Here is a 17,440-nt window from a genome sequence, read left to right on the forward strand (position 1 = left end):
AAGAAGTAAGAAGTAAGAAGTAAGAAGTAAGAAGTAAGAAGTAAGAAGTAAGAAGTAAGAAGTAAGAAGTAAGAAGTAAGAAGTGTTGTCGCTCCGAGCTGAATGTCCAGAGATATTCAATCAGTTGACTCAAGTAATCAAGGTAAGGCCAGCTATCACGCCAGCCTTACATTTTACTATTTCTAGTAGATGCACTCGGGTTACGGGCACCAAAATACGGTCAAATTAATATCAGGGTGATTCAATACAGCGCGCAGTGGTACTTCATACTCTGAGCCGGGTTGTTTTGCCGCTTCATACACCGCCTTTTTTTCATCACCAGAGATCAATAAAACAGCCGCCTTAGAGTTAGCTATTCCCGCCAAAGACAAACTCATGCGCTCGGTGATCTCACCTGTCACTTCGCTTTGATGAGCATTAATTGCGCACACAGTGTTTGTGGTCGTTAACGCGTGCTCTAGGCCCTTTGCATTTGGAAATAAACTGGCGGTATGACCATCAGGTCCCATTCCCAAAATAGTAACATCGAACGGTTTTTTCAACGCTGCATAAGCAGACTCACATAAATCAGCGCCCTCTTCTGCTGACACTGTCGCATTCTTCATCGTCACAAATCGAGCATTTGCCGCTTTGTCTTGCAGTAATGTCGACTTGATAAATGCTTCGTTAGACTTTTCGTGTTCCGGTTCGACCCAGCGTTCATCAACCATAGCAACCGTAATTTTGTCCCAGCCTAGTTCAACACCAGAAAGGTAACGATACGCTGGAGCCGGTGATGAACCACCAGATACTAACAGCACAGCTTCACCGTCCTGCTCAATACCTTGACTGAGCCCAGCTTGAAGTAGCTCTGCAAGCGCTGCTGTCATTTCATCTTTCGAGTTGAAATTTCTTTCTGTTAACTGTGCCATTACGCTTGCTCTCCCGCGTTGAACCAAACATGTTTGTTTTCTTCTAGCAGTTCATCGGCGTCTTCAGGACCCCAAGAGCCAGCACGATAAAGTGACGGAGCCCCTTTACTCTGCCAACGCTCAATGATTGGATCAACCCACTGCCACGCTTGGCGCACTTCGTCACGGTGAATAAATAAAGCAGGGTTATTTGCAGCGGCGTCTAGCATTAAGCGCTTATATGCGTCTGAATGATAGCCATTGTTATACTTTTCACTCAATGAGATATTTAGCGTCACTGGCTCTAGCTGCATTTCAAGGTTATCTAGACGCTTAGACATTAGCGTTAACTGAATACTTTCTTCAGGTTGTAATCTTATTACCAGACGGTTTGGCTGAATTGGACCCGCCGCATCACCATAAACATTGTGAGAAACAGGCTTGTATTCAACCACAATTTCAGCACAACGCTTTTTCATACGCTTCCCTGTTCTTAAATAGAAAGGCACGCCAGACCAACGCCAGTTATCAATGTGAGCACGAATAGCAACAAATGTTTCTGTTTTACTCGACCCTTCGCCCAACTCTTCTAGGTAGCCAGGTACCAGCTTACCTTCAAGGTCGCCTGGCACATATTGACCACGCACAACATTATTATCTACATCTGAGTCAATTAGCGGTCTAAGCGCTTCTAATACTTTAAGCTTTTCAGTGCGAATGCTGTTGGCATTAAGTTTATGTGGTGACTCCATCGCAACCAAGCAAAGTAGTTGCAATAAGTGATTTTGTACCATATCACGAAGTGCACCCGCTTTGTCGTAGAAGCCAGCTCTGCTTTCAAGACCGACTGTTTCAGAGATACTGATCTGAATATTATCTATGGCTTTAGCATCCCATAAATTCTCGAACAGTGCGTTTGAGAATCTAAGTGCCATCAGGTTTTGAACCGTTTCTTTACCTAGATAATGATCGATACGGAATACTTGCTCTTCCGAGAAGAACTCACCGATTTTGGCATTAATTTCTTCTGCAGATTTGCCGCAATAACCAATAGGCTTTTCAACAACTACACGTGATTGCTCAGTGATTAGCCCTTTGATTGACAATAGCTCACAACAACGGCCATAAACCGCTGGAGGAAGTGACAAGTAGAATACACGAGACTTATCTTCCCCATCAGCCAAAATATTCTTTAGCGTATCCCAGTGTTCATCTTCTTCAGTAACGTTGACTACCACAGGCACTAAAAACTGTTCAAATGCAGACCAATCTTTCTTGTTGTATTCGCCTTTGCCAAGGTGAGTTTGTAATGCGATATGTGCCGTTTCGATAAATTCTTGTTGTTTGTTTTGTTCACGAACGGTCGGTAAGATGCGAGTGCCTTCAGGTAAGTTACCTTCTTGATATGCACGATACAAGGCAGGTAGGAGTTTGCGAAGTGCTAAATCGCCTCCCCCACCAAAAATTACGATGTCAAAAGGATTAAGCATAATTCACTCTCATTAGGTTAGGCGTGCACTACAAGCACGCAGTGTTTATTCGATTTGGAGCCACTCCAAAGCCTACCAAACTCATTGTGTAACGGGTGATGATTTCGATTGCAATGCACTAGTAATATCAATTCGACTTAAGACCTGCTCAATTTGAGAGATTAAGTAAGTTGGTATAAATGAGTCTTAGAAACCTGTATTTCCTCTCACAAAAATACAGGTTCTAAGTACTCCAGCGCTACCCGTTCAAAGGTATTCTGTTTACTTCCAGTTCCACTCGAAGTATTAATTTGTTCTCTTTTGCTTGTAATAAGCGATTAGACCCGCCGTTGAGCTATCATGCGGGTTAGTAACGCCTTCTTGCGTTAGCTCGGCTTCAATATTTGAAGCAAGCCCTTTACCAAGCTCAACACCCCACTGGTCAAATGAACACACATCCAAAATAATACCTTGGCAGAAAATCTTGTGTTCATACAAGGCAATTAGTCGGCCCACAGCTTTTGCATCTACCTTATCTAAGATAAATGAAGAGGTTGGACGGTTACCTTGGTGTATTTTATGCGGGATCAACTTGTCGATTTCCGCATCCGACTTACCTTTAGCCGTTAAATCTTCACGAACCTGCTGTGCATCTACACCCGCCATCATCGCTTCCGTTTGCGCGAAGAAGTTAGACAGTAAAATATCGTGATGCTGGCCTACTTTGTTTTGCGGTTCAATCGAAGCGATAAAATCAGCCGGTACAATCACATTACCTTGGTGTAAACACTGATAAAAAGCATGCTGGCCATTTATCCCTGTCATGCCCCAAATAATTGGCACAGTCGTATAGTTTACCTGCTCTCCTGCAAAAGTAACATGCTTACCATTACTTTCCATTTCACCTTGTTGTAAATACGCAGGCAGCATATGAAGCGCCTGATCATAAGGCAAAATCGCTTGTGCTTGATACCCTAAGAAGCTGGTATTCCATACACTAAGTAACGCCATCAACAGTGGAATATTGTCTTCGTTGTTTGCCGTTTTAAAGTGCTCATCAATTTCAAACGCACCTTCAAGTACTTCGACAAACTTATCGAAGCCTACATAAAGTGCGATTGGTAATCCTATCGCGCTCCAAAGCGAGAAACGACCGCCAACCCAGTCCCACATCGTAAACACGTTGTCATCGCTAATACCAAACGCTCTGGTCTTCTCAAGGTTAGTGCTCACCGCAACAAAATGCTTGGCGATTGCCGCTCTATCATTTGCAGCATTCAAAAACCACTCAACGGCAGTCTTTGCATTGGTCATAGTTTCAGAGGTTGTGAAGGTTTTTGATGACACAACAAACAGGGTTGTTTCTGCGTCCAAACCTTTTAGTACTGAAGCAATCTGTACACCGTCAACATTCGAAACATAATGCACATTTAGCGTGTCATCTGCATACGCAGCAAGCGCATCAGTTACCATTTGCGGGCCTAAGTTAGATCCGCCAACACCAATCGCAACCACATCTTTTACAGCTTTGCCTGTATACCCTTGCCACTCGCCTGAACGAACTCGGTTACTAAATACTTGTAGTTTTTCTAATTCTGCATTGACTTGTTCAGTAACATTTACACCATCCACGTAAATAGGTGTATTAGCTCGGTTACGCAGCGCCGTATGTAAAACCGCTCGGTCTTCGGTGATATTTATTTTTTCACCAGAAAACATCTTTTCTCGCCAAAGCGCGATATCGCTCTCTTTTGCGAGCTGCATCATTTCAGAGAATGTTTGGTCGTCAATGCGTTGCTTGGAAAAGTCGAACAACACACCTGAGATTTGACGAGAGAACTTTTCAAATCTTTGTGCATCGTTTGCAAACATCGTTTTTAAATGCTGTTGCTCTACTCGCTGCGCAGAACCACTGAGCTTTTGCCAACTATCCAAATCTACACGACCACCCATTACATATTCCCCTAAGACGTAAGTGATTGTTAGTTACCTTACTTTTCAGGTAGTAACAACAAAGAAACATTATTAAACAAGCACATTATGCCAAAATGACAACGCTGTCAAATCGCTTCTTTTCAATTTTACATTGCGAATAATAACCTAAAATAAAATTTTTGACACCGGTATCATTCATTTATTTCTGCGAATTGTAGTGCTAAATTCTGTACTTATTAGATAGACTAAGAAAAACAGATGATCCTTTTATTAAGCCGATGGTCGCCTTAGCGGCTAAATATCTCAGAAATTGGGCGCTAGCTTCTGCATACATAAAGCGCTACTATTCCTCTGTGCTTAATAATGATCGATACAGACCTGTAAATAGAAGAACAACTACATGAAAGTCACTATTAATGATGTTGCCAAGCTAGCTGGCGTATCTATGAAAACCGTATCGCGGGTAATCAATAAAGAACCTTCGGTTAGAAAAAAAACCTACGATCAAGTAATGCTGGCTGTCAAAGAGCTTAATTATCAGCCTAATATCGCTGCGAGAAACTTAGCTGGTACTTCTTCATTTGCAATTGGCTTGGTCTACGACAATCCCAATGCGTATTATGTCATTGATATGCAAAACGGGGTGTTATCTCGCTGTAGAGATGAAGGATATGAACTCGTCATCCACCCCTGTGAATCAAATTCGGAAAATATGGCCGAAGAATTCGTCACTATGATCAAACGCTCACGTCTTGCAGGTTTAGTCTTGACTCCTCCTCTATCCGAGCAACAATCCATTATTGATATGCTAGATGAGCTGGGCATACATTACGTGCGTCTACTTTCTGGTCGAGCGCAAGAAGCGAAAAATAGCGCAAATAACTGTATCTTTGTTGACGACTACGCTGCAGCCTATGAAATTACTGAGCATCTGATCCAACTTGGACATAAAAAAATTGCGTTTGTACTTGGGGATGAAGAACACAAATCAACGACGGAACGGTTAGCCGGATATCGCGATGCCCTAAAAGCACACGATATAAAACAAGACGATACACTGCTCTATCACGGTACTTACTCATTTGAATCAGGGGTAAAAGGCGCTAAAGCGCTGCTGGCCGATGGTAATCCAAACCAAATCACTGCGATTTTAGGTGGTAACGATGAGGTAGCCGCTGGAGCTTTATTTGCTGCGCGGCTGATGAATATAGAGATCCCGGGTCAATTGTCTATCAGTGGCTTCGAAGACTCTCCATTCTCCCGCCAAACTTGGCCAAAGCTTACGACTGCACATCAGGCTAACAACATTATTTCTGAACATGCTGCGCGTTTATTGTTTTCTAAAACACGGGGACATCGAAAAAATGATAAAGAAGTCTCACATGTGTTCACACCGAGTATGGTGGTTCGTGAAAGCACGGGTAGGATCACACAATAGCTATTTAGTCGGCTCTTGAGCCGACTAACATCAAAAATTCTCACTATTTCGCCAACAGTTCTTCACTCTTACTCGACCATGCATTGATCAGCGCCTTGACCAGAGATGCAAGTGGAATCGCAAAGAATACGCCCCAAAATCCCCATAAACCACCAAAAAATAACACTGCAACAATGATATAAACAGGGTTGAGATCCACTGCTTCTGAAAACAATAACGGCACTAAAACATTACCATCTAATGCTTGAATAATGCCGTACGCGATGAGAATGGTCCAAAATTCTGGCGCTAGACCAAATTGAAACAAAGCAACTGCAGCAACGGGTAAGGTAACGAGTGCAGCACCAATAAATGGGATAAGTACAGAGAGTCCAACCAACGTTCCCAGTAGTGCGGCATAACGTAAATCCAAAATGGAAAAGGTCACAAAGCTCACTACTCCAACGATGACAATCTCAAAAACTTTACCACGAATATAATTCATGATTTGTTGGTCCATCTCATGCCACACTTGTGAAATGAGCTTTCTGTCCTTGGGTATAATTTTTGAAACTCCAGATGTAAGCTCTGACTTGTCTTTCAACATGAAAAAAGCAAGCAGCGGCACTAAGACTAAATAAATCATCCAAGCGACAACGTCTTTTAATGAAGTTAATGAGGCTGACACAATGACTTCGCCAAGCTCTAACAGTTTGCTTTCCACAGAACTCACAATTGCCTGTACCTGAGTTGTAGAGATCAGCGTCGGATAGTATTCAGGTAAATGTAAAAGGAAGTCCTTACCCTCTTCGACCATGGTTGGACTTTCTTGGAGCAGGTTACTTAACTGTTGCCACAAAACGGGAACGATACCAAATACCAGCCCCAAAGCGACCCCCACAAATACCGCCATTACCACTACTGCTGATAACATCCTACTGCCAGTCACTCGGGTAAGCTTGTTCACTGGCCATTCTAGTAAATAAGCTATGACAATTGCGACCAGTACCGGCATGACATAACTGCCAAAAAAGTACAGCAAAGCAACCGTAGCAACTAGCATCAGCAATAGAGTAACGGAATGTGGATCTGAAAACTTTTTGATATACCACGCTTTTACTAACTCAAACATCCATGATCTCCAAACACACTTCACCGCTTTCAATTTCAATAATTTGGTAACTCACCGAGTTACCATCCAAATATTTTTTTATGTCTAACAAGCTTTGATCCTGACTCATCAGCAACTTTAGTTTGCCTAGAGTATAGTCATGGCGCTTTAACCGCCACTTAAACTGAACAAATAATGCGGGACAGGTAAATTCTCGCAAATCATGCACAAATTTTGTTGTCTTGTCTCCACACAAATCACTCAATGCGGTAGCCCTCAAGGCGTTGATGGTTTATTCTTAATAGCATACTCTACTTCTTGGGAATCTTAATGCCAGGCGTTAATAATAAGGCCCGATTGCCAGCCAATCCAACACTAAAAGAAATAAATTGGTACAAAAAGCAAATTAATTGGGGTGAACTTCCGCCTTTTTATCACCTTGTCGCCTCAGCGGTAAGTGAATGTGAAGGTCTGCTCCATCACGGCTTTGATAATGCGGTAAAGCGTTTACTAGATAAGCGAAACTGGAATATAGAACTGTTAGGTGGTTATGAAGATGACAGTGGCATAATTCACTGTGACAATAAACCTCAAATAGCATTACATCAAGCATTTACTGATAGAGGCTTTGAGCTTTGGGCTTACCCAATAGCCAAAGGCACCAAGATTGATGCCTATGTTAAAGATAATCGTTTTTTAGAATTCCGAGTGTGGGATCCGCACACGATGAAAAACTTACTGCGCATCAACCAGCTCCATAAATTCATTGCGTTTTACTTTGAACGTGGTGATATAGCCGACAAAGCTTTAATACTTCATGCGCACAAAGTGCTACATATGACAGTGACGTTTTTGCAAAAAGAATTGAACATCACAGGTGTTGATGGGGTCTCAATAAAAGATTTTTACCAACTTTGCGAAAAAGATGCTCGAGCATGCAATGATGAAGTCGACTTAGCTAGGATCATGCTCGGAGAAGACCTTAAAAGGGATTAAAATGCGGTTAAAACCCCTATTAAATTCAATCGTTTTAACATTTGTGCTCGCTGCATCAAGCAGCGCTATTGCACAAACAGAGCTGAAATTACCAGATTTAGGCACTTCAGCTCTCCAAGTACTACCTATTGAAAAAGAGCAAGCGATCGGCGAAGTCATGATGATGCAGCTACGCTCGCGCTCCCCTGTGGTTGGCGATCCGGTACTTGAAGAGTACTTAACTAGCCTGGGCAATCGCCTCGTCGCCAATGCTAATGACGTACGCTTTCCATTTACTTTTTTTTGGATAAATAACAAAGATATTAATGCCTTCGCTTTTTACGGGGGCCACGTTGGTGTACATACGGGACTCATTGCGCAATCCGATAACGAGAGTCAATTAGCATCCGTTATTGGCCACGAAATTGCGCACGTTACCCAACGTCATTTAGCACGCCGCGTACAAAACGCAAAAGACAACAGCGCCTTGACCATAGCGGGGCTTATTACTGGTATTTTGGCAACCGTTGTTGCCCCAGATGCAGGTATCGCCATTTTATCCGCAAGCCAAACGCAATCATCGTTGAACCAACTAACGCATAGCCGAAAAGCGGAGCAAGAAGCCGACCGATTTGGTATGAATACATTACATAAAGCAGGCTTTGACCCCTATGCGGCCAGTGAATTTTTAACTAAGCTCTCGGATCAAATTCGCTTTAAAAATAAGCCACCCGCATTTTTGCTTACGCACCCGTTACCCGACAGTCGAGTATCGGACGTTAGACTTAGAGCACAACAATTCGAGAAAAAGCATTACCCCTCAAGCCTTTCCTACGCGTTGGCTAAAAGCCGTGTGCTTGCTCGATACTATTATTCCGAAGATGCTGGGGAAGCCTTTTTCAGAAACGCTTTAAAGCGCTCAGCAGAGCTCGACAAGCGCGCCCTACAATACGGATTAGCAATCACGTTACTCGATCAAAAAAAATACGAGGAAGCTGGCAAACTATTGGATGAGTTGTTAGAAAAAGATCCAAATAACCTGTTTTATCTTGATGTGTATACCGATTATTTAATTGCGACAGAGCACTCAGACAAAGCCGTTGAGATGCTTCAAGCTCAACATCAACTTAGGCCCAATAACCAAGTTATCACACTGAATTATGCTAATGCCGCCATAAAAGCAAAACAGTATGAAGTTGCAGAGCAATTGCTTAAGATCTTTTTGCTTGAGAAACCAGATCATATCCTCGCTCGTGATTTACTCACACAAGCCTACGAAGCCCAAGAAAACAAGGCGGCTTACCATGAGTCAAAAGCGAGTGTCTATGCCCAGTACGGTGCATTTAATAAGGCAGCAGACGAAGTACAACGTGCACTCAATCATGTTGAAGACAAAGAAGATATCAAGCGTACAAGGTTAAAGGCACTACTTAGCCAATACCGTAATATGCAAAAAGAAATCGCTAAGCTGTAGGCTTAGCGATTTCTTACAGCAATAGTAAAAACGTATTTAAGCCAATTTTCTCGCACATCGCTTTTCGTCATCTCTACATTAAGCTATGATCCGCTTACATTACGACTTAGAGCAAAATAGAGCGAAATCATGTCAGTAGAAATCTATCACAACCCGCGCTGTTCAAAATCACGTGAAACCCTAGCTTTACTAGAGTCCAATGGCGTTAATCCTACCGTTATTGAATACCTAAAGACGCCAATTGATAGTGACACTTTGGCTAATTTACTTTCTAAACTTGGATTTAGTTCTGCTCACCAGCTCGTCCGCAGCAAAGAGACGCTCTACAAAGAGCTTGGACTATCGAATGACTCGGACGAAGCGACACTGCGCACAGCCATGCTTGAAAACCCTAAACTGATTGAACGTCCTATCGTTGTCAAAGGTGATAAGGCAGCGATTGGTAGACCCCCAGAGTCAGTGCTTGATATCCTGTAATGAGTAAAATTCTTATTTTATACCACTCCAGTCATGGCTCTGTGGCGAATATGGCGCACGAATTTGCAGACACCATAGTGTCACAAGGTGGTGAAGCCATAGTGCGCGTATTTGAGAAGCGCCAAGACCATGATGTGATCGTAACAAAGCAAGACTTAGTAGCATGCGACGGGTTAGCGTTCGGTACACCAACACGCTTTGGCATGATGGCAGCCCAAGCGAAAGCGTTTTGGGAAACCACCAGCGATCTGTGGCTTAAAGGCGCGCTCATCGATAAACCAGCCTGCGTATTTTCTTCTTCAAGCAGTATGCACGGTGGCAACGAGGCTACTCTACTCAACCTCTCCTTACCGTTATTACACCACGGCATGATGTTGTTAGGTATCCCCTATGATGTTCCAGAGCTTTTAGCAACCGAAATGGGCGGGACGCCTTACGGTGCAACACATGTTGCGGGCAGCCAAAACAATGCTTCACTCACTCAAACAGAAATCAAAATTTGTCGTGCAGCAGCGAGTCGACTGCTACGCGTCGCGGAAAAGTTAACATGAATGAAATTGCAAAAAAGCCCATCACTAGACGCTTTCAACGCTTTGCGCTAGTCGGGTATTTTGGTCTTTTGATCCTGATGCCACTGTGGCTCTTCGTGCTTGCACCAAGAGAAGGTTACAGCTTGGGCTTTGTCTTTGTGGTGTACGTTTTACCTTTATTACTCCCGCTTAAAGGTATTTTACAAGATAAGCCATACACTTATGCGTGGGCAAACTTTGTCGTAATGTTTTATTTTATCCACGGCTTTACCCTTTTATGGACATCTCCAGACGAGCTATTGTTAGTCCTGCTTGAGATTGGCTTTGCAACGTCCATGTTTATTGGTTGCACTTACTATGCAAGACACAGAGGCCAAGAGTTAGGATTGAAGATCCGCAAGTTAAAAGAAGACCTTGCCGACGAAAAGGCAGCTCACGAACATAAAGAGTCATAATCTCGCTTGCGTAACTCCATTAAAAAAGCGCAGTCTTCAATGAAGTAGCTGCGCTTTTTTCGTATTCATGCCTTGGTATTATTCGATATGGTAAGCTACTGCAACGAGAGTACGGCTATCAACACCAATACTGAAAACAATACCTGCACACCAATACTGAGCCAAGCTAACGCATTTACCCCGATGAGTGACCAAGGTGTTGAGCTGCTCGGATAGAGGGGATTACTGCGTTTTCGTCTCGCAAAAACAAAAATTGCGATAGAAGCGGCCGTAGTGACAAGTGTTGCAATGGTTTTTTCATCAACCTCATCAGTAAAAAATAAAAATAACTGAAGTGGTAGCAAAATCGCAGCAAAGGCATAAAGAATATGGACGGTTTTTATTTTTTGATACTTTGCTTCGTTAGAAAGCTCGATAATACCGCGCTGTTCAAATGTTTGCTTAGAAGTAAGTGCCTGATTTTTCATAGCAACACGGTAAGGGGTGTCGCCATGAATATCCGCAAGCGTCGGGTCATCACCATGTTCAAAAATCATTTCGATCATAGCAGCAGAGTTCGATGCCGCCGCATAATGCATTAAGTTCCTGCCCGATTCGTCCAACTCATTTACTTTATGGTGCGGCAACATAGTTTCAACCGCACTCACAAAACCATTTTCAACCGCTAACATAATGGCAGAGCGCCCGCTGCTATCTCTTGCCGTTCCTTTCGCGCCCTGCGTTACCAGCGTAATAATCGCTGATTGCTTCACCTGTTGTTGGGTTAGCTGGAACAATAGCGCTTGTTCCAAAAGACCCGTCACTTCATCTTTGTCACACATCGCGCAAAGCAGCTCAAAGGTCTGCTGTCCATCCAGCAAACTATCCGTTGCTAGTTTAGCAGTAGCGGCTCGGTCAAGCAGACAAGTATCAATATGAGTCAATAGTACCGTCTGTGTTGCCTCCGAGCTGTTGCACCACAGAGCAACAATTTCTTTCGCGCTAAACTTAAGTCCTTTCTCCAATAGCCATATCAGCGTCTTTTCATAATTTTTGTCATAGAGCAACTCTACAAACGATAAACTTTGCTCTTGTACCTGAGCTTGAATGTTAGAGTACTGACCAAGACGCTGAATAAGAGTTTTTATTAGCTCATCCTGATCAGTATCATTTTCCTCAATGTGTTGAATTACGCTATTAACGTATTGACGCTGTTTATCGTCATAGTCATCAATATGCTGAAAATAACAGGCTTCGAACGGCTCTAGCGGTCGTAGCCAAGCGAGGTAAAATAAAGGAGGTAGAACAGTGGTCGTTACGCCCTGCTCATCTTTCATTTGTTGGCAATTCGGCCATGCCTCTATGGCATCTAGAATGTAAGCACCGTTTTGTTCGATTAACCCCTTTAACAGCATGGGATACTGGGCAGGCCAAATTAACACTTGTTCCATGAATGCGCTATTATCCTCAGAATGTAAATATATGCAGCATAATTATCGCGAAATGACTAGGTGGTGAATAATATCAACAGTCGCGCTAAAATGCTCACCTATTTCAGGACAAATTTAAAAAATAGGGCTTTTTTGAGGAGCTAGAATGGGCAATCAATTAGAAACATGGCAAGTGATCTTGATCATTGCTGGTGTGTTAGGGGTGATTTGGAGCAATATTGCGTTGTTAAAATATTCCGCCAAATTTGAAATGAAAAAGAAAATAGACGAGCAAACGGCGCCTTTTGACAAAGATAAGGTAACGCCCAAAAACAACACGCCTCAAAATAATCCAAAAAAGGATGAAGATTGAAGCATGTTGCGACGTTAGACGTGCTGACTAATCATTCATCCACATTTGAAATTTAATCGCACATCATAAGGATTACCGAGCGCACCATCGGCTATTCCTCCACCTATGGTCATTGCAGCACCTGCATCATCGACACTATTTCGACCAAAAATCCACATCGCCATACCGGCAGCCTCAACGGCGTTAGCTACGCCTTTTTGCGTGATATAAGTACTCTCAGGCGTATCACTGTTATAAATGATATCTAGATTCACAACATACGCGACCATATCAGCTTGTTTGCAATAGTGTCTGGCCTGCTTTAATGCCTCTTTACTACCAGCATCACGGCTGTCGGAAAATAACATAATATTATGCACACCATCAGACGATGGACGCACATCATCATGATGAGCACACCCGGATAACCAAACCGCTAAACCAACACTTAATAGAATTCTTTTCATCACACTCTCCTATTCATTAAGTGCAAGCTTAAGGGTTATTTCGGTTTAGTTCCGTTAGTCATTGTTTAAATTTGTAATAAGCGACACAATTGACCAATCACTGCGGTCACTTAACTTCCACGTCTACCCAAACTAAACGGTGATCGGAGCTGGCATGACGACTTTCCACTAAACGGAATAATTCATCTTCTTTGCTTGGCCAGAAAACCCCGCTGCTAATCACTCGAAAACCGAACTTGGATGGCAATACGTAATCTACGCGTGCCCCCCAATGTGCGGTATAACTGCGACTCTCACTTTCCTTGCTATGTTCACTTCCCCCTCTGCTTTTTGGCGTAAAGTTCGAGCATACTTTAGGGTTATCTAATAATTGTTCTATCACGTCTGGTCTATGTTTATCGCCTTTATCAGCAGCGTTTAAATCACCGACGATGATAAATCGTGTATCATTTTTAAGGCCACCTTTAACACCATTGTCATCATAAATGTACTGGCTACGTTTAGGGTCGATATAATCAGCCATTAAGCGGATCTCATCGTGATTTCTGTTGCCGTTTCTATCCTCTTCACCATCAAAGACAGGGGGAGTTGGGTGCATAGCCAACAGGTGAAACAATTTACCATTCACTTCAATTGGCAGATCCCAGTGAGATTTTGAGCTTAGCCTCAAGCTTTGCCACTCTTGCTCACTATACCAAGGCTGTCTCGTCGTCGGATCTATTGTCACCATATGGTTTGGCATATCTTTCCAAAGAAATGCCTGCAGAGTTCGGGCCTGCTCTTTTTTAATCGGGTACTTTGACAGCACAACCATCCCATATTGCCCCTCATATAGCCCAAACCCTTGGGCATCACCGCCATAGTTAGATTGCTTACCGTCATTATCTAAATCAAACGGTGTTGGTAATCCAGTATTGACTGGCGCAATATAAAAGTAAGAGTACGATATCGGCTGCTGATCCGCTTGAGGTTGTGCTAGATAGTTATTTACAAATGCCTGTACACCTTTATTTGGTTCAGCGATGTAATCAAATTCATTGAGCAGAATCACATCTGGACGAACACGCTGAATGATTTCTGCAATATTCTTGATTTGTTGATGTTGACCATTCTGTAGCAACTTACTGAGCTTTTGAGAGTCCAGTGCTTGCCCTTTTTGTTGATAGTTCGTTGCTTCCATACTGACATTAAAGGTAGCAACACGAAGTGTTTGTGCACTTACGACCGTTGTCATTAATAAAAAAAGTAGACCTACGTATTTCATAGACTTGCCTTAAAAAATTGTGATAAATCCCGCGATGACTATTTTATTCATAATCCTTTGAAAAACGGAAATTATCTCGACAGACTCAAACGATTTAATGTTGGCAAGTTAGCAAAGAGCGGTTAAAGTTAAATGATTAACTGCCTTGTACTGCCAATGTGAAATTTGTGAGTATTTTAAAACGATTACACCTCATCACCACAAACCAAGACACCACATTTGAAGAAAAAGTGACGGCGCTGCTGACTCTTGGCCTCGATGTATTTGAGCTTGATATTGCAATCGTCAGTGAAATCCAAGCTGATGTATACACAGTAAGGCATGTGATCACTCCAGATAATTCTTTGTTGGTAGGTACGGATTTTGAACTGGCAAACACCTATTGCTGGCACACTTTACAAGCTGACAGCGCACTGTCTTTTCATCACGCTGGTACCAGCGAAATTGCCACTCACCCTTGCTACGCAAACTTTGGCCTAGAAAGCTACATTGGTGCGCCGATTATTGTTGATGGTAAACGCTATGGTACCGTCAACTTTTCCGCATCAAGCGCCAAAGCCCAAGCGTTCAGTCAAGAACACTTAGATTATGTGAGTTTATTAGGTCAATGGATTGGTGTTGAAATTTCTCGGCAAAAGGCGTTAAAAAAAATACAACACCGATCACAAGCATTAGCAGCGATGAGTCGTCTTGCTGATATTGGCTCATGGGAAGTCGACTTTAAAAAGAACAAAGTGTATTGGAGCCAACAAACGCGATTCATTCATGGCGTTGATGATAATTTTACACCAACACTCGACAATGCCATCAGCTTCTACAAACCCGGCGTTCACCAAGGAAACATTAAACAAGCCATAGACGACGCCATCACCTCCAAAACCAAATGGGACATAGAGTCCATTATTATTGATGCCAACGGCAACGAAAAGTGGGTCGCCTCTCACGGTCAAGGTGAATATGAAAATGGTGAATGCGTTAGGGTTTTTGGTGCCATTCAAGATATCGATGAACAAGTCAAAATGCGTATTGCATTAGAGCAAAAGCGCGAAGAAGCGGAGCAACTTCTTAAGACTCGAAGTGAATTTATCGCCAAAATCAGCCATGAATTAAGAACCCCGCTGAATGGCTTAGTCGGCATGCTGCAAGCGTGCCGAAAAGAAACCGACATAAAAGAAATCAAGAGTAACCTGAGCGTCGCAGTCAACAGTGCAGATATGTTGATCACATTGATAAACGACGTATTAGACTTTAGTAAGTTAAATAGTAACAACCTGAAGCTAGACAATACCGCGTTTGATCTTCATCAGTTAGTCGAACAAGTTGTTGGCCTGTACAGTCCAGCCTGTCGCGAAAAAGGGCTTGCAATCAACTTCCATATTCATAAACAAGGCACAAATTGGCTCTATTCAGACCCGACTCGAGTTAAACAAATTATTGCAAACCTCGTGAGTAACGCCATCAAATTTACACCAACGGGTAGTATCGATATTTATGCCGACGTGCTGGGAAGTGAAACTTCACCGGTTCTACAATTAAGTGTCTCAGACACAGGCATAGGGATTGCTAAGACCAATCAAGTACATCTTTTTCAGCCATTTAGCCAAGGCGATGCCAGTGTAAGTCGGCATTTTGGTGGTACTGGTCTTGGCCTTTCAATCGTATTTGAGCTTTGTAATTTGTTACAAGGCGAAGTACAGGTAGAAAGTGAGTTAGGTAAAGGAAGTACCTTTATCGTTACCTTCCCAATAGAGTTTGCAGACGAGGCCAACGACGTACAAGAGCAAAAGACTGAAGAGCAGCATATTTCCTTATCAGAATGTAAAATCCTGCTTGTAGATGATAATCAAATCAACGTACTGGTGATGGAAAAGTTACTGAATCAGTTTGGTGCAACTCACATCGACAAAGTTTATAACGGCGAGCAAGCCGTAAAATCATGCCAAAACAAAGCCTTTGATATTGTGTTTATGGATTGCGTCATGCCGATTATGGATGGCTTTGAAGCCACTCGCAGTATTCGTCGGCTTGCTAAAGATAAACACCAAGGACCACATATTGTTGCGTTGACCGCCAATACTTCAGAGTCCGATAAGGCAGCCTGTTATGAAGCCGGCATGAATAACTTTCTGTCTAAACCTATTCAGCTTGACGCACTAAGAAGCGCGCTTGAGCCCTTCACGCAATAAAAAAGGAGCTTGACCTAGCTCCTTTCGTGTTATGACGTAACGGTATTATTCCGCTGCTTTTTCTTTGCTCGCTTTAGTGCCGTTACTGCTCTTCTTTGATTGACCAGTGCGATTAAAGATCCCTAAGCGAATTCGAATAAAGTGTAAAATCTCTCTCGCCACATCAATGTCTACAGCCTGTTCTAGCCCTTCAAAACCTGGACTTGAGTTTGCTTCACAAATTTTAAAATGCTCTTCATCGAATAATAAGTCGATGCCAGCAACATCTAGATTCAGGATATTAGCGGTTTGTGTTGCTAGCCATTCGATTTCAGGGGTGATCGGGTGTGGGCTACCTTTTGCACCTAAACTTACGTTGGCCTTAAAGTTCTTACCGCCAGAATTACGCTCCATACAAGCGACAGCACGACCACCAATGGTCAATACACGTAAGTCTCGACCATGACTCGACTTTACAAAACGCTGCAAAATGATATTTGCTTTTGGATTTGTCGCTTCAATGAGTTGCATCAAATCATCAAATTCACCGCGTGATTTAGACAAAAATACGCCGCTGCCCTGCGAGCCTGATAGCGTTTTAATCACCACCGGGAAACCAATTTGCTTCTCTACCAGTTCAATATTTACAGGGAACTTAACCAACATGGTTTTTGGTGTTGGTAAGTTTTGCTCTGCAAGGATCTGCTGCGCATACAGCTTATCTTTTACAGTTTCGATAGACTGTGAAGAGTTAAAACAATGTACGCCTAAACGCTCAAGGTGACGAATAATCGCAAGCGTAAAGTAAGTCGTGCCTGCCCCCATACGCGGCAGAACAAAGTCAGGTAACGCAACCGGCTGGCCATCGATTAGAATACTTTCTTCATCTTCTCTGGTTACCAATAGATCGAATTGATCAGGTGAGTAAACTTGAAGATCAATACCTTCTTCCTTTGCCACCGCCATCAATCTATCTATTTCATAAATTTCAGGTTTTAACAAACTGGCAGAGTCTTTGTAAATGATCCAACCGCGCATACGAATTGCCCC

General features: G+C 42.8%; 16 protein-coding genes. 8 read left to right on the forward strand and 8 right to left on the reverse strand.

From position 1 onward, the window contains the following. Positions 1 to 200: 200 nt before the first annotated feature. The 3 genes from pgl to pgi form a co-directional block, all read right to left on the reverse strand. Entirely contained in the window at positions 201 to 911 is a 711-nt protein-coding gene (gene pgl / locus EXT47_RS10185) for a 6-phosphogluconolactonase (protein WP_039492293.1), read from the reverse strand. Beyond that, positions 911 to 2,380 (reverse strand): glucose-6-phosphate dehydrogenase, encoded by a 1,470-nt coding sequence (gene zwf, locus EXT47_RS10190; RefSeq protein ID WP_039492296.1) that lies wholly within the window; start codon positions 2,378 to 2,380, stop codon positions 911 to 913. Before zwf ends, pgl begins: the two co-directional genes overlap by 1 nt. 285 nt (positions 2,381 to 2,665) lie before the next feature. Further along, a complete protein-coding gene (gene pgi, locus EXT47_RS10195) occupies positions 2,666 to 4,312 on the reverse strand; it encodes a glucose-6-phosphate isomerase (protein ID WP_130126531.1) in 1,647 nt (548 codons plus the stop codon). A gap of 382 nt (positions 4,313 to 4,694) precedes the next feature. Between pgi and EXT47_RS10200 the strand changes: the two genes are divergently transcribed. Continuing rightward, positions 4,695 to 5,732, forward strand: coding sequence for a LacI family DNA-binding transcriptional regulator (locus EXT47_RS10200; RefSeq protein ID WP_039492300.1), 1,038 nt, complete (start codon positions 4,695 to 4,697; stop codon positions 5,730 to 5,732). 43 nt (positions 5,733 to 5,775) lie between these two features. Here the strand turns inward: EXT47_RS10200 and EXT47_RS10205 are convergent, their stop codons facing one another. Continuing rightward, positions 5,776 to 6,843: an AI-2E family transporter gene (locus EXT47_RS10205; protein WP_045989076.1), complete on the reverse strand. Its 1,068-nt coding sequence runs from the start codon at positions 6,841 to 6,843 to the stop codon at positions 5,776 to 5,778. Positions 6,844 to 7,152: 309 nt separating this feature from the next. Between EXT47_RS10205 and EXT47_RS10215 the strand changes: the two genes are divergently transcribed. From EXT47_RS10215 to EXT47_RS10235, 5 genes are all read left to right on the forward strand, one after another. Next, the gene (locus tag EXT47_RS10215) at positions 7,153 to 7,818 is read left to right on the forward strand and encodes a hypothetical protein (RefSeq protein WP_045989077.1); all 666 of its coding nucleotides are present in this window, start codon (positions 7,153 to 7,155) and stop codon (positions 7,816 to 7,818) included. Position 7,819: 1 nt separating this feature from the next. Further along, on the forward strand, positions 7,820 to 9,271 hold the full coding sequence (locus EXT47_RS10220; protein ID WP_130126532.1) for a M48 family metalloprotease: 1,452 nt from the start codon (positions 7,820 to 7,822) through the stop codon (positions 9,269 to 9,271). Between the two features lie 129 nt (positions 9,272 to 9,400). Beyond that, positions 9,401 to 9,748 carry an arsenate reductase (glutaredoxin) gene (arsC, locus tag EXT47_RS10225; RefSeq protein ID WP_130126533.1) on the forward strand — a complete coding sequence of 116 codons (348 nt, stop codon included), beginning with the start codon at positions 9,401 to 9,403 and terminating at the stop codon, positions 9,746 to 9,748. Further along, positions 9,748 to 10,299 (forward strand): NAD(P)H:quinone oxidoreductase, encoded by a 552-nt coding sequence (wrbA, locus tag EXT47_RS10230; protein WP_130126534.1) that lies wholly within the window; start codon positions 9,748 to 9,750, stop codon positions 10,297 to 10,299. Before arsC ends, wrbA begins: the two co-directional genes overlap by 1 nt. Further along, a complete protein-coding gene (locus EXT47_RS10235) occupies positions 10,296 to 10,733 on the forward strand; it encodes a DUF2069 domain-containing protein (protein WP_010606502.1) in 438 nt (145 codons plus the stop codon). The genes wrbA and EXT47_RS10235 overlap by 4 nt, the downstream gene beginning before the upstream one ends. 95 nt (positions 10,734 to 10,828) lie before the next feature. Here the strand turns inward: EXT47_RS10235 and EXT47_RS10240 are convergent, their stop codons facing one another. After that, entirely contained in the window at positions 10,829 to 12,163 is a 1,335-nt protein-coding gene (locus tag EXT47_RS10240; protein ID WP_039492317.1) for an ankyrin repeat domain-containing protein, read from the reverse strand. 145 nt (positions 12,164 to 12,308) lie between these two features. Here EXT47_RS10240 and EXT47_RS10245 point away from each other — a divergent pair, with 145 nt between their 5' ends. Next, on the forward strand, positions 12,309 to 12,515 hold the full coding sequence (locus tag EXT47_RS10245) for a DUF2897 family protein (RefSeq protein WP_039492319.1): 207 nt from the start codon (positions 12,309 to 12,311) through the stop codon (positions 12,513 to 12,515). Between the two features lie 35 nt (positions 12,516 to 12,550). Here EXT47_RS10245 and EXT47_RS10250 read toward each other — a convergent pair whose 3' ends face one another. Together EXT47_RS10250 and EXT47_RS10255 are read right to left on the reverse strand one after the other, a co-directional pair. Next, complete coding sequence (locus EXT47_RS10250) at positions 12,551 to 12,961, reverse strand: hypothetical protein (protein WP_039492321.1); 411 nt, start codon at positions 12,959 to 12,961, stop codon at positions 12,551 to 12,553. A gap of 106 nt (positions 12,962 to 13,067) precedes the next feature. Next, positions 13,068 to 14,225, reverse strand: coding sequence for an endonuclease/exonuclease/phosphatase family protein (locus EXT47_RS10255; RefSeq protein WP_130126535.1), 1,158 nt, complete (start codon positions 14,223 to 14,225; stop codon positions 13,068 to 13,070). A 167-nt stretch (positions 14,226 to 14,392) separates the two neighbouring features. On the opposite strand from EXT47_RS10255, the gene EXT47_RS10260 reads away from it, so the two are divergent. After that, positions 14,393 to 16,411 (forward strand): ATP-binding protein, encoded by a 2,019-nt coding sequence (locus EXT47_RS10260; RefSeq protein WP_130126536.1) that lies wholly within the window; start codon positions 14,393 to 14,395, stop codon positions 16,409 to 16,411. Between the two features lie 45 nt (positions 16,412 to 16,456). On the opposite strand, the gene EXT47_RS10265 is transcribed toward EXT47_RS10260, so the two are convergent. Next, positions 16,457 to 17,428, reverse strand: a complete 972-nt coding sequence (locus EXT47_RS10265; RefSeq protein ID WP_010375495.1) for a RimK family alpha-L-glutamate ligase — start codon at positions 17,426 to 17,428, stop codon at positions 16,457 to 16,459. Between the last annotated feature and the right edge of the window lie 12 nt (positions 17,429 to 17,440).

Source organism: Pseudoalteromonas sp. CO342X, assembly GCF_004208915.1.
Taxonomy (GTDB): domain Bacteria; phylum Pseudomonadota; class Gammaproteobacteria; order Enterobacterales; family Alteromonadaceae; genus Pseudoalteromonas; species Pseudoalteromonas maricaloris.